The 23,546-nt window shown below is 76.5% G+C and carries 27 protein-coding genes; 8 read left to right on the top strand and 19 right to left on the bottom strand.

Annotation, left to right across the window (positions count from 1 at the left end; all coding sequences use genetic code 11):
* The first annotated feature begins 17 nt into the window (after positions 1–17).
* Entirely contained in the window at positions 18–338 is a 321-nt protein-coding gene (locus IEY94_RS17760; protein WP_189171331.1) for a hypothetical protein, read from the top strand.
* 58 nt (positions 339–396) lie between these two features.
* Here the strand turns inward: IEY94_RS17760 and IEY94_RS17755 are convergent, their stop codons facing one another.
* The 5 genes from IEY94_RS17755 to IEY94_RS17735 are packed head-to-tail and all read right to left on the bottom strand — an operon-like array spanning position 397 to position 4,668.
* On the bottom strand, positions 397–1,275 hold the full coding sequence (locus tag IEY94_RS17755; protein ID WP_189171330.1) for a spermine/spermidine synthase domain-containing protein: 879 nt from the start codon (positions 1,273–1,275) through the stop codon (positions 397–399).
* Between the two features lie 29 nt (positions 1,276–1,304).
* On the bottom strand, positions 1,305–2,879 hold the full coding sequence (locus IEY94_RS17750) for an ABC transporter permease (protein ID WP_189171329.1): 1,575 nt from the start codon (positions 2,877–2,879) through the stop codon (positions 1,305–1,307).
* On the bottom strand, positions 2,876–3,790 hold the full coding sequence (locus IEY94_RS17745) for an ABC transporter ATP-binding protein (RefSeq protein ID WP_189171328.1): 915 nt from the start codon (positions 3,788–3,790) through the stop codon (positions 2,876–2,878). Before IEY94_RS17745 ends, IEY94_RS17750 begins: the two co-directional genes overlap by 4 nt.
* Positions 3,783–4,301, bottom strand: coding sequence for a GbsR/MarR family transcriptional regulator (locus IEY94_RS17740; RefSeq protein ID WP_229784218.1), 519 nt, complete (start codon positions 4,299–4,301; stop codon positions 3,783–3,785). Before IEY94_RS17740 ends, IEY94_RS17745 begins: the two co-directional genes overlap by 8 nt.
* 46 nt (positions 4,302–4,347) lie before the next feature.
* Complete coding sequence (locus IEY94_RS17735; protein ID WP_189171327.1) at positions 4,348–4,668, bottom strand: hypothetical protein; 321 nt, start codon at positions 4,666–4,668, stop codon at positions 4,348–4,350.
* 163 nt (positions 4,669–4,831) lie between these two features.
* On the opposite strand from IEY94_RS17735, the gene IEY94_RS17730 reads away from it, so the two are divergent.
* Positions 4,832–6,301: an MFS transporter gene (locus IEY94_RS17730; RefSeq protein ID WP_189171326.1), complete on the top strand. Its 1,470-nt coding sequence runs from the start codon at positions 4,832–4,834 to the stop codon at positions 6,299–6,301.
* Between the two features lie 3 nt (positions 6,302–6,304).
* Here the strand turns inward: IEY94_RS17730 and IEY94_RS17725 are convergent, their stop codons facing one another.
* The gene (locus IEY94_RS17725) at positions 6,305–7,792 is read right to left on the bottom strand and encodes an MFS transporter (RefSeq protein ID WP_189171325.1); all 1,488 of its coding nucleotides are present in this window, start codon (positions 7,790–7,792) and stop codon (positions 6,305–6,307) included.
* 145 nt (positions 7,793–7,937) lie between these two features.
* Between IEY94_RS17725 and IEY94_RS17720 the strand changes: the two genes are divergently transcribed.
* Positions 7,938–8,645, top strand: a complete 708-nt coding sequence (locus IEY94_RS17720; protein WP_189171324.1) for a TetR/AcrR family transcriptional regulator — start codon at positions 7,938–7,940, stop codon at positions 8,643–8,645.
* Positions 8,646–8,939: 294 nt separating this feature from the next.
* Positions 8,940–9,482, top strand: a complete 543-nt coding sequence (locus IEY94_RS17715) for a DinB family protein (RefSeq protein WP_189171323.1) — start codon at positions 8,940–8,942, stop codon at positions 9,480–9,482.
* A 19-nt stretch (positions 9,483–9,501) separates the two neighbouring features.
* Here the strand turns inward: IEY94_RS17715 and IEY94_RS17710 are convergent, their stop codons facing one another.
* The 4 genes from IEY94_RS17710 to IEY94_RS17695 all read right to left on the bottom strand — a co-directional run bounded on the left by IEY94_RS17710 (position 9,502) and on the right by IEY94_RS17695 (position 12,967).
* The gene (locus IEY94_RS17710) at positions 9,502–9,693 is read right to left on the bottom strand and encodes a PspC domain-containing protein (RefSeq protein ID WP_189171322.1); all 192 of its coding nucleotides are present in this window, start codon (positions 9,691–9,693) and stop codon (positions 9,502–9,504) included.
* Positions 9,694–9,957: 264 nt separating this feature from the next.
* Positions 9,958–10,722, bottom strand: coding sequence for a glycosyltransferase family 2 protein (locus tag IEY94_RS17705; RefSeq protein ID WP_189171321.1), 765 nt, complete (start codon positions 10,720–10,722; stop codon positions 9,958–9,960).
* Positions 10,719–11,726 carry a 3-oxoacyl-ACP synthase III family protein gene (locus tag IEY94_RS17700; protein ID WP_189171320.1) on the bottom strand — a complete coding sequence of 336 codons (1,008 nt, stop codon included), beginning with the start codon at positions 11,724–11,726 and terminating at the stop codon, positions 10,719–10,721. Before IEY94_RS17700 ends, IEY94_RS17705 begins: the two co-directional genes overlap by 4 nt.
* Positions 11,723–12,967 (bottom strand): cytochrome P450, encoded by a 1,245-nt coding sequence (locus IEY94_RS17695; RefSeq protein WP_189171319.1) that lies wholly within the window; start codon positions 12,965–12,967, stop codon positions 11,723–11,725. The genes IEY94_RS17700 and IEY94_RS17695 overlap by 4 nt, the downstream gene beginning before the upstream one ends.
* A 156-nt stretch (positions 12,968–13,123) precedes the next feature.
* On the opposite strand from IEY94_RS17695, the gene IEY94_RS17690 reads away from it, so the two are divergent.
* From IEY94_RS17690 to IEY94_RS17680, 3 genes are all read left to right on the top strand, one after another.
* Positions 13,124–13,339: a heavy-metal-associated domain-containing protein gene (locus tag IEY94_RS17690; RefSeq protein ID WP_268244857.1), complete on the top strand. Its 216-nt coding sequence runs from the start codon at positions 13,124–13,126 to the stop codon at positions 13,337–13,339.
* A 125-nt stretch (positions 13,340–13,464) separates the two neighbouring features.
* Positions 13,465–14,433 (top strand): EamA family transporter, encoded by a 969-nt coding sequence (locus tag IEY94_RS17685; protein ID WP_229784217.1) that lies wholly within the window; start codon positions 13,465–13,467, stop codon positions 14,431–14,433.
* A gap of 205 nt (positions 14,434–14,638) precedes the next feature.
* Entirely contained in the window at positions 14,639–14,995 is a 357-nt protein-coding gene (locus IEY94_RS17680; RefSeq protein WP_189171318.1) for a hypothetical protein, read from the top strand.
* Positions 14,996–15,005: 10 nt separating this feature from the next.
* Here IEY94_RS17680 and IEY94_RS17675 read toward each other — a convergent pair whose 3' ends face one another.
* Together IEY94_RS17675 and IEY94_RS17670 are read right to left on the bottom strand one after the other, a co-directional pair.
* Entirely contained in the window at positions 15,006–15,644 is a 639-nt protein-coding gene (locus IEY94_RS17675; RefSeq protein ID WP_189171317.1) for a LuxR C-terminal-related transcriptional regulator, read from the bottom strand.
* Positions 15,596–16,903 (bottom strand): sensor histidine kinase, encoded by a 1,308-nt coding sequence (locus tag IEY94_RS17670; protein ID WP_189171316.1) that lies wholly within the window; start codon positions 16,901–16,903, stop codon positions 15,596–15,598. The genes IEY94_RS17675 and IEY94_RS17670 overlap by 49 nt, the downstream gene beginning before the upstream one ends.
* 108 nt (positions 16,904–17,011) lie before the next feature.
* On the opposite strand from IEY94_RS17670, the gene IEY94_RS17665 reads away from it, so the two are divergent.
* Positions 17,012–18,049, top strand: coding sequence for a fatty acid desaturase family protein (locus tag IEY94_RS17665; RefSeq protein ID WP_189171315.1), 1,038 nt, complete (start codon positions 17,012–17,014; stop codon positions 18,047–18,049).
* A gap of 19 nt (positions 18,050–18,068) precedes the next feature.
* Here IEY94_RS17665 and IEY94_RS17660 read toward each other — a convergent pair whose 3' ends face one another.
* The 7 genes from IEY94_RS17660 to IEY94_RS17630 are packed head-to-tail and all read right to left on the bottom strand — an operon-like array spanning position 18,069 to position 23,522.
* The gene (locus IEY94_RS17660; RefSeq protein WP_189171431.1) at positions 18,069–19,070 is read right to left on the bottom strand and encodes an amidohydrolase family protein; all 1,002 of its coding nucleotides are present in this window, start codon (positions 19,068–19,070) and stop codon (positions 18,069–18,071) included.
* Complete coding sequence (locus tag IEY94_RS17655) at positions 19,067–19,597, bottom strand: 3-hydroxyanthranilate 3,4-dioxygenase (RefSeq protein ID WP_229784216.1); 531 nt, start codon at positions 19,595–19,597, stop codon at positions 19,067–19,069. Before IEY94_RS17655 ends, IEY94_RS17660 begins: the two co-directional genes overlap by 4 nt.
* On the bottom strand, positions 19,594–20,028 hold the full coding sequence (locus tag IEY94_RS17650) for a RidA family protein (protein WP_189171314.1): 435 nt from the start codon (positions 20,026–20,028) through the stop codon (positions 19,594–19,596). The genes IEY94_RS17655 and IEY94_RS17650 overlap by 4 nt, the downstream gene beginning before the upstream one ends.
* On the bottom strand, positions 20,025–20,783 hold the full coding sequence (locus tag IEY94_RS17645) for a 2-keto-4-pentenoate hydratase (RefSeq protein ID WP_189171313.1): 759 nt from the start codon (positions 20,781–20,783) through the stop codon (positions 20,025–20,027). The genes IEY94_RS17650 and IEY94_RS17645 overlap by 4 nt, the downstream gene beginning before the upstream one ends.
* Complete coding sequence (gene dmpG / locus IEY94_RS17640; protein WP_189171312.1) at positions 20,780–21,808, bottom strand: 4-hydroxy-2-oxovalerate aldolase; 1,029 nt, start codon at positions 21,806–21,808, stop codon at positions 20,780–20,782. The genes IEY94_RS17645 and dmpG overlap by 4 nt, the downstream gene beginning before the upstream one ends.
* Positions 21,805–22,722 carry an acetaldehyde dehydrogenase (acetylating) gene (locus tag IEY94_RS17635; RefSeq protein WP_189171311.1) on the bottom strand — a complete coding sequence of 306 codons (918 nt, stop codon included), beginning with the start codon at positions 22,720–22,722 and terminating at the stop codon, positions 21,805–21,807. Before IEY94_RS17635 ends, dmpG begins: the two co-directional genes overlap by 4 nt.
* Positions 22,719–23,522: a 2-keto-4-pentenoate hydratase gene (locus tag IEY94_RS17630; RefSeq protein ID WP_229784215.1), complete on the bottom strand. Its 804-nt coding sequence runs from the start codon at positions 23,520–23,522 to the stop codon at positions 22,719–22,721. The genes IEY94_RS17635 and IEY94_RS17630 overlap by 4 nt, the downstream gene beginning before the upstream one ends.
* Positions 23,523–23,546 lie beyond the last annotated feature (24 nt).

Here is a 23,546-nt window from a genome sequence, read left to right as displayed (position 1 = left end):
ACAAGGAGGCCGCCCCGATGCTCCGCCGCGGTGACGTGCTGATCCTGCGCGAGACGGAGTGGCGCACGGGGCAGGGCAGCATCCTCGTCACCGTGACAGCCGTAGGCGACAGGCGCTACGACGACGGCGGCTGGTGGATCAGCGTGAAGTGTGACCAGATCACCTGGCGGAAGCAGCCGGAAGTCAGGTTCATCGAGATCAGAGCCGCCAGCGTCCAGCGGGCCAGACAGCGGGTGGAGACGCCGGCAACCGGGAGGTGCTCGGTTGTCCAGGAGGGAGGAGGTCGGCTGGGTCGGAGCGTCGGCTTGTCCCGCTGGCGGTCCCGGAGCGGCGCATGATCGCCGGCGCCCTGGTCGCCCGTGAGGAGCCAGCCGGATAAGGAAAGTCGATCGGTGGTCAGGCGGTCGCGAGGCGGCGGGCGAGGTGCGGGGGCAGCACAGTGGACGCCGCGTACACCTCCGGCGTCAGGTGCTCGCTGACCCCGTCGATGTTCGACCAGTCCCCGGCCGCCACCGCCGCCGCCGGCCGCAGCGGATGCGCCGCCGCGACCAGGAACCCGAAGCTGGTGAGCTGATAGCCGGGGATCACCGCGTGGTGCAGCAGCGTGTCCGCGAACACCCGCCCCGCCGCGGCCCGGGTCCGGGCGACCTCCGCCGGCTGTACGGTCAGCGACCCGCACTGCAACGCCAGCACCCCGCCCGGCGCGAGCCGCCGCGCCGCCGCGGCGAGGAAGTCGGCGCCGAACAGCGGCTCCGCCGGCCCGCCGGGGATCGGGTCGGGCAGGTCCAGCACGATCACGTCGAACGCCGGCCCGCCGTCGGCCACGTACGCCGCGCCGTCGGCGAACACCAGCTCCACCCGCGGGTCGTCCCACGCGTCGCCGCCGATCGCCGGCAGGTGCTCCCGGCAGACCCGGGTGACCGTCTCGTCGATCTCCACCTGGACCACCCGGCGCAGGCTGCGCAGCCGCAGCGCCCGGCGCAGGGCGCCGCCGTCCCCGCCGCCGACGATCAGGATGTCGCGCGGGGCGCCGTGCTGCAACGCCGGCGGCAGGACCAGCATCTCGTGGTAGATCGCCTCGTCCCGCTCGGTGGTCTGGATGATCCCGTCGAGCACGAGCACCCGCCCGTGGAACGGGGTGTCCAGGACCTGCACGTGCCCGTACGGGGTCCGCTCGTCGTGCCGGACCGCGGTGTACGCGACCTGCACCCGCACCCCCGGGCTGGCGTACGGCAGCGCGCTCTCGGTGAACCAGTGCACGGGCCCGTCCTCCATGGGAGGAGGCTACGCAACCCCGCCGCCGGTCAGCCGGCCAGGTCGCGGCGGCGCAGCCCGGCCAGGCCCGCGGCCAGCAGCGCCGCCGCCGTCCCGGCCAGCCACAGCAGCGGCGCGGCGTGCGCCGTCCCGCCGGGCAGCCGCGGCGCGTGCGCGAACGGCGACAGGTCCAGCACCCACTGGTCCAGCCCGGCGAGCGCGCCGACCAGGCTGAGCAGCACGCACAGCCCCAGCGCGCCCCACGCCACCCCGGCGGCGAGCCGGGGGAGCAGGCCGCAGGCGGCGAGCGCCACCCCGGCCAGCACCCACACCGCCGGCACCTGCGCCGCGGCCGCCGCGAGCGCGCCGCCGGGGTCGTGCGCGGTCAGCCCCGACCCGACGCCGTACCCCAGCAGGGCCAGCACCGGCCCGCCCAGCGCGAACAGCAGGTGGCTACCGGCCCAGCGCAGCCGCCCGAGTCCGGTGGCCAGGATCGGCTCGGCCCGGCCGGCCGACTCCTCGGCGCGCAGCCGCAGCGTCGCCGAGACGGCGTACCCGGCGGCGGCCAGCGCCATGATCCCGGCGGTCGCGGCCAGGTACGTGTCCCGCATCGCCGCGGCGCCGCCGAGCCGGGGGAGCAGGTCGCCCAGCTCGCGACTCGACGCCACCATCTCGTCGATGCCCGCCGAGGCGCCGCCGACGACCAGGCCGACCAGGGTCAGCCCGGCCAGCCAGCCGAGCAGCGACGCGCGGTGCAGCCGCCAGGCCAGCCCGACCGGCCCGCGCAGCGCCCACCCGGCCGCCGCCGGCCCGCGCCGCTGCGGCAGCGCCCCGGCGCCGAGGTCCCGCCGTGCCTGTACCGCCGCCGCCCCGGCCGCCAGCAGGACCGCCACGGCAGCCAGCGCCCCGAGCAGCCACCAGCGCTCGCCGGCGAACGGGCGGACCCGCTGCGCCCAGCCCAGCGGCGACAGCGCCGACAGCCACGCGGCCCCGCCGCCCGGCCCGGCCGCGTCGCCGGCCGCCCGCAGCGCGTACGCCGCGCCGAGCACCCCCAGCGCCACCCCGCGGGCCGCCCCGGCCGACCGGGCGAGCTGCGCGGCCACCGCGCCGACGGCGGCGAACACCAGCCCGGCCAGCGCGAACGAGCCGCCCAGCGCGACCGCGCCCGGCCACGGCAGCCCGCCGGCGCCCAGCGCCAGCGCGGCGACCGCGCCGAGCGCGAGCAGCGCCCCGGCGGCGACGGCCAGGGCCGCGGCCAGCGGCGCCAGCCGGCCGACCGCGCCGGCGCCGAGCAGCTCGCGGCGCCCGGCGTCCTCCTCGGCCCTGGTGTGCCGGACGACCGTGAGCAGCCCGGCCAGCCCGACCAGCGCGAGCAGGAACCCGCACCGCCAGGCGACCACGGCGCCCAGCGAGGAGCCGAGGATCGGGCCGACGGTGGACAGCATCGCCGGGTTGGCGGCGACGGAGTCGTGGTACTCGCGCAGCCCGACCCCGCCCGGGTACAGGCCACGGAAGCTCGCCGCGTACGCCGCCGGCAGCAGCGCCATCGGCAGCACCCACAGCGGCAGCACCCACCGGTCCCGGCGCAGCGCCAGCCGGATCAGCCGGCCGGTACCGGCGGTCACCGCGCACCGCCGGCGGGCAGCTCGTCGCGGTAGTGGCGCAGGAAGAGCTGCTCCAGCGTCGGCGGCTGCGCGGTCAGCGCCCGCGGGCCGGCGGCGGCCAGCCGGCCGAGGACCGGGCCGAGCGCGGCGGCGTCCACCTCGCAGGCGATCCGGTCGCCGCGTACGTGCAGGTCGTGCACGCCGGGCAGGTCGGCCAGCCCGGCCACCGGCGCGGCCAGCTCGGCGGTCACCGTGGTCCGGGTGAGGTGGCGCAGCTCGGCCAGCGTCCCGGTCTCGACGGTGCGGCCGGCGCGGACGATGCTGACCCGGTCGCAGAGCGCCTCCACCTCGGAGAGGATGTGGCTGGACAGCAGCACCGTCCGCCCGCGCTCGCGCGCCTCCTCGGCGACGACCTCGCGGAACACCTCCTCCATCAGCGGGTCCAGCCCGGACGTCGGCTCGTCCAGCAGGAGCAGGTCGACGTCCGCGGCCAGGGCGGCCACCAGCGCGACCTTCTGCCGGTTCCCCTTCGAGTACGCCCGCCCGCGCTTGCCCGGGTCCAGGTCGAACCGCTCGACCAGCGCGGCCCGCCGCCGCGGGTCGAGCCCGCCGCGCAGCGCGCCGAGCAGGTCGATCACCTCGCCGCCGGTCAGGTTCGGCCACAGGGTCACGTCGCCGGGCACGTAGGCGAGCCGCCGGTGCAGCGCGGTCGCGTCCCGCCACGGGTCGCCGCCGAGCAGCCGGGCGGTGCCGCCGTCGGCGCGCAGCAGCCCGAGCAGCACCCGGATCGTCGTGGTCTTGCCGGCCCCGTTGGGGCCGAGGAAGCCGTGCACCTCCCCGGCGGCCACGCGCAGGTCCAGGCCGTCCAGGGCGCGGACCGCCCCGTACGCCTTGGTCAGCCCGGCCACCTCGATCGCCGTACCGTCAGTCATCCGCCGCTCCCTCCGCCCGGTTCCCCGCCGCCCGGGCGGCGCGCTGCCGCTCCCGGTACGCCTCCCAGCGGCGGATGAACGCCTCGCCGTACTCGTCCTCCAGGAACGCGATCAGGTCGCCCAGCTCGTGCACCCGCTCCCGCTGGCCCGGCTTGTCCGGGCCGAGGGCGCGCAGCCCCAGCGCGGTGGTCTCCCGGACGGCGTGCAGCCGGGCGATCCGGTACCGCCAGATCCGCGCCCAGCCCCCCTCCGCGATGCGGTAGTGGTGCTGCCGGGTACCGGGCACCGGCACGCGCTCGACCAGCGAGCCGGCCTCGAGCTGCCGGACCAGCGTGCTCACCGACGCCTTGCTCACCCCGAGGGCGGCGGCGATCTCGGTGATCGACTGGTGCGCGGGATCGGCGATCATCAGCCAGCCGTGGATCCGCCCGGCCGTCCGCTGCCCGCTGAGCTGCTCGAACATGAGCCCGATCCGCTCGACGAACTCCGCCTCACCCGCGCTGGGCCCCACCGGCACTCCCGACCATCATCAACGTTCAGAACCTACTGAACGAACGCTACGCCGCCGCCCGGAGCCGGTCAACGCCCGCGTCGGCGGCCCGGCCCGCGCGGCGGGCGCGGCGCAGGCCGGCCGCACCGAACAGCACCCCCAGCACGGCGGCCGCCCCGACCGCCGCCCGCACCCACACCCCGGCCGCCCCGCCGTCCAGCGCCGCCGGCAGCGGCAGCAGCGCGCCCGGCGCGGTGAGCGCCACCAGCGGCAGGTGCTCCCAGCCGGTCGCGGCGGCCGATCCCAGCGTCCACGCGTACGCCGGGATCGCGGCGGCCACGGCCACGGCGACGGCGTACGGGCGGGCGGTCAGCGGCAGCGCGGTCATCGGGGGTACCTCCGGGTCCGGTGTGGAGCGCGGGCGGCGGTCGCCGCCCGACACCATTGATCCTCGGTACCGGCCGTTCGGGGCGCGTGAGTACCCGTACCCGGGTACTCTGTCGCCGATCCGACACCGCCGATGCCGGGCGCCGGCGGGGGCAGGGGAGCGGATGGCCGACGAGCTGCGGATGGGCACCGCCCGGGGGCGGTGGGTGCTGCTGACCACCGTCCTCGGCTCGGGCCTGGTCATGCTGGACGGCACCGTCGTCAACGTCGCCCTGAAGGGCATCGGCACCGACCTCGGCGCCGGCTTCGCCGGCCTCCAGTGGACGGTCAACGCGTACACCCTCGCCCTGGCCGCCCTGATCCTGCTCGGCGGCTCGCTCGGCGACCGGTACGGCCGCCGCCGGCTCTTCCTGGTCGGCGTGGCCTGGTTCGCGCTGGCCTCGCTGCTCTGCGGCCTCGCCCCGAACGTCGGCGCGCTCGTCGCCGCCCGCGCCCTGCAGGGCGTCGGCGGGGCGCTGCTCACCCCCGGCAGCCTGGCGATCATCTCGGCGTCGTTCCACGGGCGGGACCGGGCCGCCGCGGTCGGCGCCTGGTCCGGGCTGGGCGGCACCGCCGCGGCGGTCGGCCCGTTCGTCGGCGGGTGGCTGCTGGAGTGGTCCTGGCGGGCGGTGTTCCTGGTCAACCTGCCGGTGGCGGCGCTGATCCTGCTGGTCGGCCGCCGGCACGTACCGGAGACCCGGGACCCGGCCGCGGCCCGCGGCCTCGACCTCGCCGGGACGCTGCTCGGCGCGTGCGGCCTCGGCCTGGTCACGTGGTCGCTGACCACGGCCGGCGCGGGCGCCGGGCCGGCCGTGTGGGCGGCCGGGCTCGCCGGGGCGGCCGCGCTGGCCGGCTTCGTCGTGGTCGAGCGGCGCTCGGCGCACCCGCTGGTGCCGCCGGCGCTGTTCCGGGACACCCGGTTCACCGCGGCCAACGCGGTCACGTTCCTGGTGTACGCGGCGCTCGGCGTCGTCTTCGTCCTGCTCGTCCTGCACCTGCAGGTCGTCGCCGGCTACCGCCCGCTGCTGGCCGGGACCGCGCTGCTGCCGGTCACCGGCCTGATGCTGCTGTTCTCCGCCCGGGCCGGGGCGCTGGCGCAGCGGATCGGGCCGCGGCTGCCGATGACCCTCGGGCCGCTCGGCTGCGCCGCCGGGCTGCTGCTGATGCTGCGGATCGGGCCGGGCGCGTCGTACCCGCTCGCGGTCCTGCCCGCCGCGCTGGTCTTCGGCGCCGGGCTCACGCTGACCGTCGCCCCGCTCACCGCGACCGTGCTGGACGCGGCCCCCGACCGGTACGCCGGGGTGGCCTCCGGGGTGAACAACGCCGTCGCCCGCGCCGCCGGCCTGCTCGCGGTCGCGGTCATCCCGGTGCTCGCCGGCATCGGCGGCGCCGACTACCTCGAACCGGCGGCATTCGCCGGCGGGTTCCGCCGCGCGGTGCTGATCTGCGCCGGGCTGATGGCGGCCGGCGCGGCGGTCGCGGGGCTGTGCGTGCGGGCCCGCCCGGAGCCGCCGCCGGCGCGGCTGCCGGTGGAGCGGGCGGCGCACTGCCCGCTGTCCGGCCCGACCCCGCACCCGGGGCCGGACCGGGACTGACGGTCAGACGTGCACGGCCGGGGCGCCGACCAGCGCCGCCACCCGCCCGCGCCGGTACAGCAGCAGGCTGACCAGCAGGCCGGCGGCGAAGAACGTGGCCGACCACAGGTACGCCGTGTGCGCGCTCTCCAGGCTCGCCCCGGCGAGCACCGCCGGCAGCCGCACGTCCTTGCCGACCAGGTAGTCGGTGGCGGCGCTGGTGGCGAGCGTGTTCAGCAGCGCGGTGCCGATGGAGCCGCCGACCTGCTGCACGGTGTTCACCGTCGCCGAGGCGACCCCCGCGTCGTGCGGGTCGACGCCGGCCGTGGCCACGTTCATCGACGGCGCGATGATCAGGCCGAGGCCCAGGCCCATCATGACCAACTGCGGCAGGACGTGCGTGCCGTAGCTGCTGTCCAGGTCCAGCGTGGTCATCCAGAGCAGCGCGCCGACGGCGAGCCCCATCCCGACCGGGACGATCGGCTTGGGCCCGAACCGGGCCACCAGCACGGTGGTGGACAGCGTCGCGGTCAGCATGAGCGCGCCGACCAGCGGCAGGAACGCCAGGCCGGTCTCGACCGGCGTGTACCCGCGGGTGCCCTGCAGGTAGTAGGTGAGGAACAGGAACACGCCGAACATGCCGGCGCCGCTGATCAGCATGGCCACGTACGAGGCGGCCCGGTTGCGGTCCAGCAGGATCCGCAGCGGCAGCAGCGGGTGCGCCGCCCGGGTCTGCCACCAGGCGAACGCCGCGAGCAGCACCGCGCCGCCGGCGAGGAAGCCCCAGGTGGCCACGTCGCCCCAGGCGTGCGAGTCGGCGTTGGCGAAGCCGTACACGATGCCGAACAGGCCGGCCGAGACCAGCAGCGTGCCCGGTACGTCCAGGGTGGCCGCCCGGTCCCGGACGCCGCGCGGCAGCAGCGCGGCCGCGCCGGCGATGGCCGCGGCGGCGAAGACGACATTCACGTACAGCGTCCAGCGCCAGTCGAGCTGCTCGGTCAGCACGCCGCCGAGCAGCAGCCCGATCGCGCCGCCGGCGCCGGCGATCGCGCCGAACACGGCGAACGCCCGGGCCCGCTCGCGCACCTCGGTGAACGTGGTGGTCAGCAGCGACAGCGCCGCCGGGGCGAGCAGCGCGCCGAACACGCCCTGCGCGGCCCGGGCCACGACCAGCACCTCGAAGTTGCCGGCGGCGCCGCCCAGCGCGGACGCGGCGGCGAAGCCGACCAGCCCGGCGATGAACGTGCGCTTGCGGCCGAACAGATCGGAGATCCGCCCGCCGAGCAGCAGCAGGCTGCCGAACGCCAGCGAGTACGCCGTGACGACCCACTGCCGGTCGCCGTCGGTGAAGCCGAGCGCCTGCTGGGCCGAGGGCAGCGCGATGTTCACGATCGTGGCGTCGAGCACCACCATGAGTTGCGCGAGGCCGATGACGACCAGCACCCACCAGCGGTGCCGGGGCGCGGCCGGCGCGGCGTCCGCCCGCGGCGCGTCGATCGTGGCGTGGGGCATGGAGGGGCTCCTCATCGGGACGGCGCGGCGGCGCTGGTACGGCCGTGAGCTGCGCTGAGCTGGGTGGCGAGCCAAGGGGAGGCCCGCCTCACTTTCGTAAGCTACAGCAAGTCGAGGGCGCCCTCGACTTGTTATGCTGTGGAACATGACACAGCAGGCCGCGCCCACCCCCGCCACTGTGGCGCCCGGGACCGCCGGTGCGCCCGGGGTGCCCCGGCCGCTGCGCCGCGACGCCCAGCGCAACCGGGACGCCCTGGTCGCGGCGGCCCGGACCGCCTTCGCCGCGGACGGGCTGGAGGTCTCGCTGGAGCGGATCGCCCGGGACGCGGGCGTGGCCATCGGCACGCTGTACCGGCACTTCCCGACCCGCGGGTACCTGATCTCCGCGGTCTTCGCCGAGAAGATGCGGGTCGTCCTCGACCGGGCCGAGCGGGCGGTCGCCGAGCCGGACGCCTGGACCGCCTTCGCCGGCCTGCTGGAGACGCTGTGCGAGATGCAGGCCGGCGACCTGGGCTTCTGCGAGCTGGCGGCGCTCGAACTGCCGCCCAACGGCGACCTGGCGCTGATCCAGCAGCAGGTGGCGGCCCTGGGCGGGGCGGTACTCGACCGCGGCCAGCGGGCGGGCGCGATCCGGCCCGACCTGGCCATGCCGGACCTGTTCTTCCTGGTCTGGTCGCAGAGCCGGATCATCCGGGCCACGGCGGGCGTGGCGCCGCGGGTCTGGCGCCGGCACCTGTACCTGCTGCTGGACGCGTACCGGGCCGACCGCGCCCACCCGCTGCCCGAGCCGCCGCTGACGGAGGCGGAGTTGCCGCGCTGCATGGCCCGACTCGGCGACGCCTGCACCCGCTGACCCGTCCCGGCCGGCCATCGCGTCACCGGCCGACTCCGCTGCGTGCGATTCCGCCGGTCGCCGCCCGGGATTCGCCTGCTGTTCCGGCGATCGCCGCGGCGCGATTCCGCGGGTGGGCGGGGAATGTCGGGGGTCGGCGGTAGCGTCCGGGGGACGGCGCAACGCCGCCGCGGCGCGCCCCTGCGCCCCGATGCGCTCGGGGCCCGCGGAGCGCCGCACCCCCGGACCCGAACGCGTCGGGACACCGGGTACCGCCGTACCGCGAAGACCGCCGACCGAGAGACGAGGCAGCCGATGACCGCGCCCATTCCGCACGCCGACCCCAGCGACGGGCTCGCCCGCGAGCGCACCGACCTGCTCGACGCGCTGGCCAAGGCCCGCTACTTCCTGCGCCACCCGTCCCGCGAGCTGACCGACGCCCAGGCCGGCTCCGCTCCCTCGGCCAGCGAGCTGAGCGTCGGCGGGCTGATCAAGCACGTGGCGCAGGTCGAGGAGAACTGGGCGAACTTCATCGTGGACGGCCCGTCGGCCATGCCGTCCTGGACGGACCCCGACGCCGGGCGCCGGCACGCCGACGGCTTCCGCCTGCTCGACGGCGAGACGCTCGCCGACGTGCTCGCCGAGTACGAGAAGGTCGCCGCGCGCACCGACGACCTCGTCCGCACGCTGCCGGACCTCGACGCCGCCCACCCCCTGCCGGAGGCGCCGTGGTTCCCGCCGGGCACCACGTGGTCGGCCCGGCGGGTCGTGGCCCACATCGTCGCCGAGACGGCGCAGCACGCGGGCCACGCCGACATCGTCCGGGAGACGATCGACGGCGCCAAGTCCATGGGCTGACGCCGTCCCCGCCGCTCCGTCAGGCGCTCGGCACGATGATCCACATCGCGAGGTAGACCAGGAACTGCGGGCCGGGCAGCAGGCAGGACAGGACGAACAGGATCCGCACGGTCGTCCGGGACAGGCCGAACCGCTCGGCCAGGCCGGCGCACACCCCGGCGATCATGCGGTGGTGGCGCGGGCGGACGAGGCGCGGTCGGGTCGTGGTCATCATCGCGCTGGCTCCCCTCGGGTGTCGGCGCGGTGTCGATCACCGCTGCTCCACCCACGGTAACCAGCCGCGGCAACATCGAACCCCGACAATCGCGCCGAGTGCCGCCCGACCACCCGCGGACCGGGCCCCGGCCCCCTCCGCGGGTGGTCGAGCAGGGGTCGCGCCCCGCCGCGCGCAGGTCGCGGCCCAGCCTCCGCGGGCGGTCGAGCGGGTGGCGCCCGGCTGCGCGCGGGCCGGGCGCGCCCCGGCCCGCGCGGCGGTTCAGGGGCGGTCGGCGCCCGCCCGGGCGGGTTCGCGGACGTCGGCCGGGCCGGTCGGGCGGCGCGCCGTGTACCAGGCGATCGTCGCCGGCCACCCCTGCTCCCGGACCCGGCGCATCGACCAGCGCACCCGCATGTCCGGCCGCCGGGCGTACCGGTCGGTGACCGCGCGCACCCGGTTGGCCAGCGCCCGGTCCTCGAACCCGGCCGAGAAGTCCGCCCGCGGAAACCCGCCGGACCGCTCGTACAGCTCGGCGGTGATGGCGAGGTTCGCGCCGGCGGCGAGCACGTACGGCCCGCGGTACGCGCGGCCCCGGTTGTCCGGGCGCAGCCGCCCGAGGTGGTGGAACGCCGACTGCACCGGCCCGAGCAGCGCCCGCTGCGACAGCGGCACCGGCCCGTCGTCGGTGCGCGGGTACAGCCGCCCGGCCAGGAACCCGTACCCGGCGGCGAACCCGGCGGCGATCGCCATGGTCCAGTCCCGGTCCGGCAGGCAGTCGGCGTCGGTCCGGGCCAGGTGGGTGGCGCCGCGGGCGATGGCGTAGCGGCAGCCGGTGTCCGCCGCCCGCCCCGCCCCGCGCTCGGCCTCGGCGACCAGGTGCGCGGCGACGCCGCTGCCCCGGACGGCGGCGGCGGTCCCGTCGGTGCTGGCGTTGTCCACCACCACGATCCCGGCCGGCGGCACCCACTGCGCGGCGAGCGCGGCCAGCGTCGCGCCGATCGTGGCGGCCTCGTTGTGCGCCGGTACGACGACCCAGAGCCTCACGGCAGCTCCTGGAGCATGATCCCGAGGCTGATGCCGGACGCGAGCCCGATCAGCGCGACCCGGTCGCCGGGCCCGCACTGGCCCCGGTCGAGGGCGAGCGAGAGTTGCAGCGGCAGCGTCGCCGACGCGGTGTTGCCGTGGCCGGCGAGCGTCGGGACGAGCCGGTCGGTGGGGATGCCGGCCCGCTCGCACATCTCGTACAGGTGCGGCACCGCGGCGACGTGCACGCAGATCGCGGCGTAGTCGTCCCAGCGGGTGTCGGTGCGGGCGAGCGCCTCGGTGAACGCCGCGTAGGCGAGCCGCTCGCACGCCTCCTTGAGCGCCCGGCCGTCCCCGCGGAAGTGCGCGTACGCCGGGTCGAGGCCGTGCATCGTGCCGCCCGCGCGGATCGTCGCCCGGTCCCAGGCGGTCGAGTCGGCGGCGAACGCCCGGTACCGGATGCCCCCGCCCGCGACCGGCTCGACGAGCGCCGCCCCGCCCGCGTCGGACAGCGTGAACGCCGCGCACTGGGCGGTGAACGCGGCCCGGTCCGGCACCGTCCAGGAGACCGTGCGGCTGGGCACCTCGCCGGTGCAGACGAGCACCCGCCGGTACCGGCCGTCGCCGACCAGCGCCGCCGCGACCTCGACCCCGTTGAGCCAGCTGTTGCAGGCGTTCTTCAGGTCGAACACCGGGCAGCGCGCGCCGAGCTTGTGCGCGGTGATGTGCGCGGTGGCCGGCTCGATCAGGTCCTGCGACGCCGAGGCGAAGATCAGCAGGTCCAGGTCGGCCGGCGCCAGCCCGCGGTCGGCGAGCAGCTTCGTCGCGGCGGCCACGGCCAGGTCGGACGCCTGCTGGTCGGGCGCGGCGACGTGCCGGCCGGTCACCCCGGTCGCCCGGGCGATCGTGCCGGCGAGCGGGGCGGAGCCGTCGATCCGGGCCACCACGTCGGCGTCGCTGAGCACCCGCTCGGGCAGGTACGCCGCGGCGGCCGTGACGGCGACGCGGTCGGGAACGGTGATCATCGCAGGGCCTCCCTGGCCTCGACGGTGCGGACGGGGCGCGGCGCCTGCCGCGGGACCGGCGCGCGGCGCACCGGCAGCGCGCGCAGCCGGCGGAACGCGATGTCGCCGCCGTACCGGCCGCCGTCCACCGGGCACAGGTCCGGCAGCCGGTCGAGCAGCGCGGCGATGAGCAGCGCGCACTCGTGCCGGGCCAGGCCCGCGCCCTGGCAGTAGTGCGGGCCGGCGCTGAAGGCCAGGTGCCGGCCCGGCCGCCCCGGCCGGAACACCGCCGGGGCGTCGAAGACGTCCGGGTCCCGGTTGGCCGCGGCGAGCACCAGCCGGACCGGCTGCCCGGCCCGGAACCGCACGCCGGCCACCTCGGCGTCCCGGGTCGGGTACCGCTGGGTGAACTGGGCCGGCGTGACCAGCCGGGCCAGCTCCTCGACCGCGTCCGGGATGCGCTCCGGCCGGGCGGCCAGCCGCGCCGCGGCGTCCGGGTTGCGGTGCAGCGCGAGCACGGCCTCCGGCAGCAGGCCCGCGGTCGTCTCGTACGCGGCGCCGGCGAAGAACGCCACCAGGTACGGCAGGTGCTCCGCCAGCGCCGGGTCGACGGTGTCGCACAGCCGCCCGACCGCCCCGCCGGGTACCCGGCGGGCCCCGCGGACCAGCTCGTCCCAGTACGCCCGCCAGTCCCGCAGCGCCCGGGCCGCCCGCCGGTCGGTGGCCGCCCCGGCGGGCCCGAACGACCCGGCGATGCCGGCCGCGACCGCCCCGACGGCGGGCGCGTCCCGGCGGGGGAGCCCGAGCACCGCGCAGGCCACCGCGATCGGCAGGTCGGCGCCCAGGACCGCCGCGGCGTCGGCGACCCCGCCGCCGCGGGTCTGCCGGGCGATCCGGTCGACGTGCTCGTCGACGATGTCCGCGACGAGCGCCCGGGTCGCGTCCCCGGCGTGCGGGGCGATCAGCGTGGCGCAGTGCCGGCGGGCCAGGGCGTGCGCGTCGCCGTTGAGCGACAGCAGGGTGCGGCTGAGCCCGACCCGGCCCGCGTCGGCCCGCCAGCCGGGCTCGTGCGCGTCCCGCCAGGCGGCGTCGAGGGTGTGCCAGGCCGGGTCGCGCAGGATCCCCGCGCAGACCGCGTACGAGGTGGTCAGCCGCCCGCCGGGCATGGCCAGCACCGGGCCGAGCGCGCGCAGCCGCTCGTACACCGGGTACGGGTCCCGGCGCCCCGCCTCGGTGAGCAGGGTCCGCATGAGCTTCGTCACGGACGATCGGTCGGCCACACTCCGCTTAACGACCGACCCCGATCGTGGCGCCGGATTCGAGCCGATATTTCGGATCAAGACGCTTATGCCCGTGCCCCCGCATCCGCCGCCGACCGGGCCCTGGTACCCCCCAGGGGTACGGGCTAGGATGAGGGAGTGGCTGATGCGACCCGTACCTACACCGTCCAGGGCATGACCTGCGGGCACTGCGTGTCCGCGGTGAGCGCCGAGCTGACCGCGCTGGGCGGCGTCCGCGCCGTCGACGTGGACCTGCCCACCGGCGCGGTCACCGTCACCAGCGCCGCGCCGCTGGACCCGGCGGCCGTGGCGGCCGCGATCGACGAGGCCGGCTACACCCTCGCCGCCGCCTGACCCACTCCCCCCGGATCGACCCACCGCCCCCATTCCCGGGGCCGGCATGGGGTCGGGCGCCGCCGCGGGTCCGGCGCGGGGCGGGCGTCGATCATCGGCTCCGGCCGGTGTCGTACCGTGGGCCGGTGACCACCCCCACCGCCACCACCGGGACCGGCCGCGCCCCCGGGGCGGGCGCGGTGTGGGCGGCGCTCGCCACCGTGTACGTGGTCTGGGGCTCGACCTACCTCGCCATCCGCGTCGTCGTCGAGGACGTACCCCCGTTCCTGTCCGCCGGCGCCCGCTTCGCCTGCGCCGCGGGCGTCCTCGCCGTCGTCCTGGCCGCCCGCCGCGCCGGGGCGCTGCGGGTCGGCGGGCGGGAGCTGGCCGCCTGCGCCCTGGTCGGCGTCCTGCTGCTGGTCGGCGGCAACGGCCTGGTGGTGCTCGCCGAGACCCCGGCGATGGGCGTGCCGTCCGGCATCGCCGCCCTGCTCGTCGCCGTGGTGCCCCTGCTGGTCGTGGTCCTGCGCGCCGCGACCGGCGACCGCCCGCGGGCGGCCACCGTCACCGGCGTGCTGGTCGGCTTCGGCGGCCTGGTCCTGCTCGTCCTGCCGTCCGGCGGCGGGCCGGCCGCGCCGCTCGGCGGCGCGCTGCTCGTCCTCGTCGCCGCGGCGAGCTGGTCAACCGGCTCGTTCGCCGCCGGGCGGCTGCCGCTGCCGGCGGACCCGTTCGTCGCCACGGTGTACGAGATGGCCTTCGGCGGGCTGGGCCTGCTGCTGCTCGGCCTCGGCACCGGCGAGGGGGTCGGCTTCGACCCGGCGGCGGTGTCCGGCCGGGCGTGGGGCGCGCTGGCCTACCTCACGGTGGCGGGCTCGCTGCTGGCCTTCACGGCGTACGTGTGGCTGCTGCACCACGCCCCGCTGTCCCTGGTGGCCACGTACGCGTACGTGAACCCCGCGGTCGCGGTCGCCCTGGGCGCCCTGCTGCTGGCCGAGCCGGTGGGGCCGCGGGTGCTGGCCGGCGGCGCGATCATCGTCCTCGGCGTGGCCCTGGTCGTCTCCACGGAGCGCCGGCGCCCGCGCACCCCGCCGCCCGACGACCCGCCCCCGCCCTGACCGCCGCGCGCGGCGCCGGCAGTCTGGCCGGATGGCCGACCCGGCGCCGGCTACCGGCCGGTAGCGTTCCGGCGGCGGGGTCGGCCAATTCGTTGGGCGCACCGGCCCCGCCACCGTCGCGGCTTGCCGCGCCGCCCGCACTGCTGAACGATGGCACCCAGTCGGCTGGATCGCCCGCCGCGCCAGGCGAAGGGAACCCAGCCCCGTGAGCGTCGTCAAGTCCCTGTGGGCAGCCGTCCAGGGCGATCCCGCCCTCATGCGCCGCATCAACGGCTGGCTCACGGTCTTCTGGATCGTCATGATCCCGATCAGCCTCGCCGCCGGCTGGCTCGACTCCGTCGCGTACGTCTCCGCCCTGTCCCTGTGGGCGCTGGTCTCCGGGCACTGGTCGGCCTGGCAGGCCGCCCGCGTCGAGGTCAAGCAGGAGCAGGAGGCCGAGGCCCGGCGGGCGGAGGACCTGCCGGGCGACGTGGCGGCGAAGGTCGCCGAGGTGGTCGACCTGCCGCAGCCGCGCTCCGGTACGGCGGACGGCCGGCCCGCGGACGCCGACCGCGCCCACTAGCCGGGCCGCCTCACGTGTTGTTGAGGTAGGCCAGGACGGCGAGGACCCGGCGGTTGTCGTCCTCGGACGGCGGCATGTTCAGCTTCGTCAGGATGTTGTTGATGTGCTTGCTCACCGCCTTCTCGGTGATGCGCAGCGCGGCCGCGATGGCGGCGTTGGACCGGCCCTCGGCCATCTCGCCGAGCACCTGCCGCTCCCGGGGGGTGAGCACCGCCAGCGGCTCCCGGCGGGCGAGGAGCTGCGAGACCACCTCCGGGTCCATGGCGGTGCCGCCGCCGGCGACCCGGCGGACGGCGTCGACGAACTCGCTGACGTTGGACACCCGGTCCTTGAGCAGGTAGCCGACCCCGCCGTGCGGGGTGCCGAGCAGCTCGCGGGCGTACAGCGGCTCCACGTGCTGGGAGAGCATGAGCACCGGCAGGCCGGGCAGCCGCCGCCGGGCCGCCAGCGCGGCCTGCAGGCCCTCGTCGGTGAACGTCGGCGGCAGGCGGACGTCGATGACGGCCACCCGGGGCTCGTGGGTGAGCAGCGCGGGCAGCAGGTCCGGCCCGTTGTCGACGGCGGCCACGACGTCGAAGTCGAACGCGCGCAGGAGCCGGATCAGCCCGTCCCGGAGGAGGGCGTGGTCCTCGGCGATGACAACGCGCACGGCAGCTCCATGGTGACGACGGTGGGCCCGCCGGGCGGGCTCGACAGGTCGATCGTGCCATCGAAGGCGGCGAGCCGGCGTTCGATGCCGCGCAGGCCGGTGCCCGCCGAGGGGTCGGCGCCGCCGGCGCCGTCGTCGGCGACCACGAGGGTCAGCGCGCCCGCGGCGTGCCGTACGTGCACGGAGCCGGACCGGGCGCGGCTGTGCCGGATCATGTTGGCCAGCGCCTCGGCGACGGCGAAGTACGCCGCCGACTCCACGGGGGTGTCGGGCCGGCCCGGCAGGTCGATGTCGACCGCGACCGGCATCGGCAGGCCGAGCGCCAGCGCGCGGATCGCCCCGCCGAGGCCCCGCTCGGCCAGCACGGGCGGGTGGATGCCGCGGACGAGGTGCCGCAGCTCGACCAGGGCCGCGCCGCTGGACTCGCGGGCCTCGGCGAGCAGCCGGTGCGCCTCGGCCGGGCTCCGGTCGATGAGTTCGTCGGCCAGGCCGATGGTCATGCTCAGCGACACCAGCCGGGCCTGGACGCCGTCGTGCAGGTCGCGCTCGATGCGGCGCAGCTCGGCCGCCTGGGCGTCCACCGTGTCGGCCCGGGTCACCGTCAACTGGACGACGCGCAGCCGGAGCTCGGCCGCCTCGGTGGGGGCCAGGAACAGCCGCGCGAAGTGGGCGTCGACGCGGCGCAGCCACGGCGCCACCCACAGGCCGACGGCGAGGATCGCCGCCCCCTGCGGCACGCAGAGCAGGCCGGCGGCGGGCGGGTCGGCCGACCAGGTCGCCCCGTAGCCGTACCAGCCGGTGCCGAGGGCGATCCACACCGGCGCCAGGGTCAACCCCGCGACGCCGTACAGCGGCACGGCCACCGCGATCGTGCCGAGGGCGAAGCCGACGATCGCGCCGGGCAGGAGCCAGGCGAGGTCCCGCCAGGTGGCCGGGTCGGTCACGACCCAGCGGAAGCGCGGCCACCCGCCGGCCACCGCCCGCTCCGGCGGCGGGTGGTACGGCCGGGTCACCGGTACGCCGGCCAGCGACGCCCGCCGGCGTTCGAGGTCGGCGCGCAGCCGGACCAGCGTCATCGTCCACGGCAGCAGCGCGAGGCCCAGGAACGGCACCGGCGCCAGCGCGAGCGCCGCCACCGAAACGACCAGCAGCGGAAGGTTGGTGAACGCCAGCCCCGCGGCGGCGAGACCGCCCAGCACGGCGGTAACCCGGCGCCGGACCCATCGGCCGGCCCGCGCGCCGCTCCCGGCCCTGTCCATGCGCCATATTGTGCCCGTTCGCGGCCGGTCCGATGGTGGTGCCAGCACCCCCGGGCGGCTGGACCCAGCACTCCTGACGGGGCACGCCCCGGTCGATGTACTGGGGGCATGACCGCAACCTTGACGCCGGCGCCGCCGACGACCGGCAGCGACTTCGCCACGCTGGCCCGCCGGATCCGCGCCGAGGGGCTGATGGACCGCCGCCCCGCCTACTACCTGGCCCGGGCCGGCGTCGTCACGCTCATGCTGCTCGGCGGGTGGACCGCGTTCTTCCTCATCGGCTCGTCCTGGTGGCAGCTCCTGACGGCCGCGTTCCTGGCCGTCACGTTCACCCAGGTGGGGCTGCTGGCCCACGACCTCGCCCACGGCCAGGTGTTCCGCACCAAGCGCCCGGGCGCGTTCGCCGGCCGGCTGGCCGGCAACCTCGGCGTCGGGATGAGCTACGGCTGGTGGACGGACAAGCACACCCGCCACCACAACAACCCCAACCACGACGACCTCGACCCGGACGTCGCGCCGGAGGTGCTCATCTGGGCGACGGAGTCGGCGCTCGGCCGGCGCGGGCTGAAGGGCTTCGTCACCCGGCACCAGGCCGGCCTGTTCTTCCCGCTGCTCACCCTGCTCGCCGTCGACCTGAAGCTGTCCAGCGTCAAGGCGCTGCGCCGCGGCACGGTGAAGCGCCCCGGCCTGGAGAGCGCGCTGCTCGTCGCGCACGCCGTCGGCTACCTCGCGGCGCTGCTGATCGTCCTGTCGCCGCTGCAGGCCCTCGCCTTCCTGGTCGTGCACCAGGCGCTGTTCGGCGTCTACCTCGGCATGACGTTCGCGCCCAACCACAAGGGCATGCCGCACCCGACGGGTACCGAGGACTACCTGCGCAAGCAGGTGCTCACCTCGCGCAACGTCCGCAGCGGCCGGCTCACCGACGCGGCGCTGGGCGGCCTGAACTACCAGATCGAGCACCACCTGTTCCCCGGCATGCCGACCCCCAACCTGCGCCGGGCCCAGCCGATCGTGCGGGCGCACTGCGCCGAACTGGGCGTGTCCTACGAACAGACCGGCCTCGTCGCCTCGTACCGCGAGGCGCTGCGCCACCTGCACCGGGTGGGGGCGCCGGCCCGCGCCGAGCACGCGGCCCGCCGCCGCTGAGCCGGCGGGGCGGGCGGGCTCAGCGGCCGAGGAAGCGCAGGGCGTTGCCGCCCAGCAGCGCCGACCGGTCGGCGTCGGTGAGGAAGTCCGCCGCCCGGACCACCGCCCCCACCGGCCGCTCGCCCAGCGGGTACGGGTAGTCGCTGCCCAGCAGCACCCGCTCGACCCCCATCGTCGCGACCAGCAGCCGCAGCGCCTCGGGCGCGAACACCACCGAGTCCACCAGGAACCGGTCGGCGTACGCGCTCGGCGGCCGCTGCGACGCCCCGCGGACCAGGTCGCCCCGGCGATGCCAGGCGTTGTCCGCCCGCCCGGCCCAGAACGCGAAGCTGCCGCCGCCGTGGGCGAAGCAGATCCGCAGCGACTCCGGTACCCGGTCGAACACGCCGCCGAGGATCATCGCCAGGATCGACAGGTGGGTCTCGGCGGGCATGCCGGTCAGCCAGCGGGCCATCCAGCGGTCCAGCCGCGGGCTCTCCGGCATGTCCCACGGGTGTACGAACACCGGCGCCCCGACAGCCGCGCAGTGCTGGAGGAACTGCACCACGCCGGCGTCGTCGAGGTCCCGGTCGCCGACGTGGTTGCCGATCTCCACGCCGGCGTGGCCGGCGGCGAGGCAGCGGTCCAGCTCGGCGCAGGCGGCGTCGGCGTCCTGCAGCGGCACCTGGCAGAACGGCACGAGCCGGTCCGGCGCCGTCGCGGTGACCGCCAGCGTCAGGTCGTTGAAGATGCGGGACACGGCGGCCGCCTGCGCGGCCGGGCGCTCGTACGAGAAGAACAGCGGGGTGGGGGAGACCACCTGGACGTCCACGCCGTCGGCGGCCATGTCGGCGAGCCGGGTGGGCGGGTCCCAGGCGCTCGACCGGACCGGGCGCCACTCGGCGTCCCGGAGCATGATCATGGCTTCCCGCTCGGAGTCGATCCGCAGCCACGGCCAACCCCCGCCGCCGCACGCGGCGGCGAGGTCGGGCCAGCCCTTCGGGACGAGGTGGGTGTGGACGTCGACGACCGGCGGCATCAGCCCTTGCCCGGGTGCAGCGCCCCGCAGGCGCCGCAGGTGCGGGCGGCCTCGTCGGCGTAGAAGGCGCTGAAGATCGGCGGCAGGTCGACCACGATGTCCCGGACCTGCAACTCCACCTCGTGCACGAGGGCGTGGCACCGCTCGCAGTACCACTGGAACCGCTCCAGCGTGCCCTCCGGCCGGACCCGCTCGATGACCAGGCCAATCGAGCCCGGCTCGGGGCGCTGCGGCGAGTGCGGGACGTTGCGCGGCAGCATCCACATCTGGCCCTCGCCGATGGTGACCGTCTCCGGCCCGTCCGGCGTCATCAGGTTGACGTGCATGGTGCCCTTGACCTGGTGGAACCACTCCTCGTACGGGTCCACGTGGTAGTCGGTGCGGGCGTTCGGCCCGCCCACCACCATGACCACGAAGTCCTCGCTGGACGTGAAGATCTGCCGGTTGCCCACCGGCGGCTTGAGCAGGTGCCGGTTCTCGGCGAGCCAGTCGGCGAAGTCGATCCGGCTGGCGGAGTGGGGCTGGGTCACGGCGCCTCCTGCGGCAGTACGGCCACGGCTTGGATCTCGATCAGCAGGTGCGGGTGGGGGAGCTGGTGCACGGCCACGGTGGTCCGGGTCGGGCCGGTGGCGTCGAAGTAGTCGGCGTAGACCTCGTTGTAGCCGCCGAAGTCGTTCATGTTGACCAGGTACGTCGTGAGCTGGACCAGGTCGGCCAGGTCGGCCCCGGCGGCGCGGAGCAGGTCCCGGATGTTCTCGATCACCGCCCGGGTCTGCGCCCGGATGTCCAGCGTCGTCGTGCCGAACGGGTCCACGGCCGCGCCGGCGATGCTGTTGTCGGCGCGGCGGCTGGACGTACCGGAGACGAAGATCAGCCCGCCGGCCACCTTGACGTGCGGGAACGCCCCGCGCGGCGTGGCCTTCCCGGCCACCACCCGGGCCCCGGCGCCGAGCCCGGTCACGCCGGGCCCGCCGCGGTCAGCGACGCCGTGCCCAGGCCCTCGACCACGGCCCGCACGTGCGCGCCCGGCCGCAGCGGCACCGCCGCGGTCGCCGCGCCGGCCAGCAGGATCCAGCCCGGCTCCAGCACCACCCCGTGCGCCGCGGCCAGCCGGACCGCCGCCGCGTACGCCCGCCGCGGGTCGCCCAGGATCGCCGCGGTCGAGCCGGTCTCGGCGACCTCGCCGTCGACCTCCAGCAGCACGCCGAGGTTGTCCAGCCCGGCCGGGACCGGCTGCCATTCGCCGACCACGAACGCCGCCGCCGAGGTGTTGTCGGCGATCACGTCCGGCAGGGTGAACCGGAAGTCGGCGTACCGGGAGTCGATCACCTCCAGCGCCGGCGCGACCGCCCGCACCCCGGTGGCGAACTCGCCGGTCGGGCCGTCCAGCAGGAACGCCACCTCGGGCTCGACCCGCGGGTGGATGTGCGCGCCGACGTCCAGGGTGCCGCCGTCGGCGACCCGCATCGCGTCGGTCAGCCCGCCGCGGATCACCTCGTCCACCCCGACCTGGGCCATCTTGGCCCTGCTGGTCAGGCCCAGCTTGACCCCGACGGCGCGCTCGCCGCGGCGCAGCCGCCGGTCGAGCAGGGCGGCCTGGACGGCGTACGCGGCGCCCTCGTCCAGCCCCGGCACGTCCAGGGTGAGCTGCGGGATCGCGGCGGCGCCGCGCGCGGCGTCGTCCAGCCTGGCGGCCAGGGTCGCGGGGTCGGTCACTGGTCGTCCTCCTTCGCGCCGGCGAGGTCCAGCGCCACGTCCACGATCATGTCCTCCTGGCCGCCGACCATCCGGCGGCGGCCCAGCTCCAGCAGGATCTCCCGCACGTCCACGCCGTACCGGGCCGAGGCCCGCTCGGCGTGCCGCAGGAAGCTGGAGTACACCCCCGCGTACCCGAGCGACAGCGTCTCCCGGTCGACCCGCACCGGCCGGTCCTGCAGCGGGCGGACGATGTCCTCGGCGGCGTCCATCAGCGCGAACACGTCGCAGCCGTGGGTCCAGCCGAGCAGCTCGGCGTTGGCGACGAACACCTCCAGCGGGGCGTTGCCGGCGCCCGCGCCCATCCCGGCCAGCGACGCGTCCACCCGGGTCGTGCCGTGCTCGACGGCGACGATCGAGTTGGCCACGCCCAGCGACAGGTTGTGGTGGGCGTGGATGCCGATCTGGGTGGCCGGGTCGAGCACCTGCCGGTACGCGTCCACCCGCTCGGCGACGTCCGACATCAGCAGCCGGCCGCCGGAGTCGGTGACGTACACGCAGTGGGCGCCGTACGACTCCATCAGCTTGGCCTGCGCCGCCAGCCCGGCCGGATCGAACATGTGCGACATCATCAGGAACCCGGACACGTCCATGCCGTTGTCCCGGGCCCACGCGATGTGCTGCGCGGCGATGTCCGCCTCGGTGCAGTGGGTGGCGATCCGGACGCTGGTCACGCCCAGGTCGCGGGCGGCCCGCAGGTCGGCGATCGTGCCGATGCCGGGCAGCAGCAGCGTCGTCAGCCGGGCCCGGGTCAGCACGTCGGCGGCCGCGGCGATCCAGTCGGCGTCGGCGGCGGCGCCGTGCCCGTACGTGACGCTGGACCCGGCCAGGCCGTCGCCGTGCGCCACCTCGATCGCCGCCACCCCGGCGGCGTCCAGCGCCGTGGCGATCCGGCGCACGTCGTCGACGGTGTACCGGTGGGCGATGGCGTGCATGCCGTCGCGCAGGGTCACGTCCTGGATGTACAGCCGGGGCGTCCCGCTCATCCGCGCACCTCCACCAGCTTCTCGGCCGTGCGCAGGGCGGCCGAGGTCATGATGTCCAGGTTCCCGGCGTACGCCGGCAGGTAGTGCCCGGCCCCGGAGACCTCCAGGAACACCGACACCTGGAGGCCGGCCAGGTGCCGGCCGAGCTGCGGCACGTACGCGTCGACCGCGTCGAACTGCACCTCCTGCTTGAGCCGGTAGCCCGGCACGTACCGCTGCACCTCCGCCACCATGTCCACCACCGACTGCGCGATGGCCGCCCGGTCGGCGGCCGGGTCGGGCACCAGGCAGTGCACGGTGTCCCGCATGAGCAGCGGCGGCTCGGCCGGGTTCAGCACGATGATCGCCTTGCCCCGCTCGGCGCCGCCGACCGCCTCGATCGCCCGGGCGGTGGTCTCGGTGAACTCGTCGATGTTCGCCCGGGTGCCCGGCCCGGCCGAGCGGGAGGCGATCGAGGCGACGATCTCGCCGTACGCCACCGGCGCCACCCGGCCGACGGCCGCGACGATCGGGATCGTGGCCTGGCCGCCGCAGGTGACCATGTTCACGTTGTCCCGGTCGAGGTGGGCGTCGAGATTCACCGTCGGCACCACGTACGGGCCGATCGCCGCCGGGGTGAGGTCCACGACGATCCGGCCGTGCCCGGCGAGCACCGCGGCGTTGTGCCGGTGCGCGCCCGCCGACGTGGCGTCGAACACCAGTCGCACGTCGGCGAACTCCGGCATCGCCACCAGCCCGTCCACGCCCTTGGCGGTGGTGGCCACGCCCAGCCGCCGGGCCCGGGCCAGCCCGTCGGACTCCTCGTCGATGCCGACCAGCGCGACCATCCGCAGCGCCGACGACAGCCGCAGCACCTTGATCATCAGGTCGGTGCCGATGTTGCCCGACCCGATCACCGCCACCCCAGCGCTCACGCGGCGGCCCCGCTGAACCGGGTGCGCACCGAACCGAGCCCGGAGATCCGCGCCTCGTACGCCGCGCCCGGCCGCACCGGCGCCATCGGCCCGAGCGCCCCGGACAGCACCAGGTCGCCGGCCCGCAGCGGCGCCCCGAACCGGGCCTGCGTACCGGCCAGCCAGGCCACCGCGTTCAGCGGGTTGCCCAGGCAGGCGGCGCCGGCGCCGACCGAGACCGGCTCGCCCGCGTCGGTCAGCACCATCCCGCACAGCCGCAGGTCCACGTCGGCGAGCCGGCGCGGGGCGGTGCCGAGCACGTACCGGGCCGCGGCCGCGTTGTCGGCGACGGTGTCCACGATGGAGATGTCCCAGTCGGCGACCCGGCAGTCGACCACCTCGATGGCCGGCAGCAGGAAGTCCACCGCCCGGACCACGTCCGCGGCGGTCACCCGCTCGTACGGCAGGTCCGCGCCCAGCACGAACGCCACCTCCGCCTCGACCCGCGGCTGGAGCAGCGCGGTCACGTCGATGACGGCGTCGTCGTCGCTGGCCATGTCGGCGAACAGCACCCCGAAGTCCGGCTCGGCGATGCCCAGCGCCCGCTGCACGGCCGGCGCGGTCAGGCCGATCTTCGCCCCGACCGGCCGCCGGCCGGCGGCCACCCACGCGTCCACCTGCGCCCGCTGCACCCGGTACGCCGCCGGGATGTCCCCGGCCGGGATCAGCCGGTCGCGCAGCGGCGGCACCGGCACCCCGCTGCGCCGCGCCCCGTCCAGCGCCGCGACCGCGCCGTCGGCGTCGAACCCGTTGTCGCCCACTCTTCCTCCGCTTCCCACGAAACC

This window comes from Pilimelia anulata, from assembly GCF_014647895.1.
In the GTDB taxonomy this organism is placed as follows: domain Bacteria; phylum Actinomycetota; class Actinomycetes; order Mycobacteriales; family Micromonosporaceae; genus Pilimelia; species Pilimelia anulata.
The sequence above is the reverse complement of the archived record's forward strand: the minus strand, read 5'-3'. Positions and strand labels throughout refer to the sequence as shown.

Excerpts from the sequence above, each read along its gene's own strand:
- IEY94_RS17745 (WP_189171328.1), bottom strand. The coding sequence starts at position 3,790 with ATGACTGACGGTACGGCGATCGAGGTGGCCGGGCTGACCAAGGCGTAC.
- dmpG (WP_189171312.1), bottom strand. The coding sequence starts at position 21,808 with ATGAGCGGGACGCCCCGGCTGTACATCCAGGACGTGACCCTGCGCGAC.
- IEY94_RS17735 (WP_189171327.1), bottom strand. The coding sequence starts at position 4,668 with ATGACCGCGCTGCCGCTGACCGCCCGCCCGTACGCCGTCGCCGTGGCC.
- IEY94_RS17720 (WP_189171324.1), top strand. The coding sequence starts at position 7,938 with ATGACACAGCAGGCCGCGCCCACCCCCGCCACTGTGGCGCCCGGGACC.
- IEY94_RS17730 (WP_189171326.1), top strand. The coding sequence starts at position 4,832 with ATGGCCGACGAGCTGCGGATGGGCACCGCCCGGGGGCGGTGGGTGCTG.
- IEY94_RS17715 (WP_189171323.1), top strand. The coding sequence starts at position 8,940 with ATGACCGCGCCCATTCCGCACGCCGACCCCAGCGACGGGCTCGCCCGC.
- IEY94_RS17670 (WP_189171316.1), bottom strand. The coding sequence starts at position 16,903 with ATGGACAGGGCCGGGAGCGGCGCGCGGGCCGGCCGATGGGTCCGGCGC.
- IEY94_RS17700 (WP_189171320.1), bottom strand. The coding sequence starts at position 11,726 with ATGATCACCGTTCCCGACCGCGTCGCCGTCACGGCCGCCGCGGCGTAC.
- IEY94_RS17755 (WP_189171330.1), bottom strand. The coding sequence starts at position 1,275 with ATGGAGGACGGGCCCGTGCACTGGTTCACCGAGAGCGCGCTGCCGTAC.
- IEY94_RS17725 (WP_189171325.1), bottom strand. The coding sequence starts at position 7,792 with ATGCCCCACGCCACGATCGACGCGCCGCGGGCGGACGCCGCGCCGGCC.
- IEY94_RS17710 (WP_189171322.1), bottom strand. The coding sequence starts at position 9,693 with ATGACCACGACCCGACCGCGCCTCGTCCGCCCGCGCCACCACCGCATG.
- IEY94_RS17665 (WP_189171315.1), top strand. The coding sequence starts at position 17,012 with ATGACCGCAACCTTGACGCCGGCGCCGCCGACGACCGGCAGCGACTTC.
- IEY94_RS17760 (WP_189171331.1), top strand. The coding sequence starts at position 18 with ATGCTCCGCCGCGGTGACGTGCTGATCCTGCGCGAGACGGAGTGGCGC.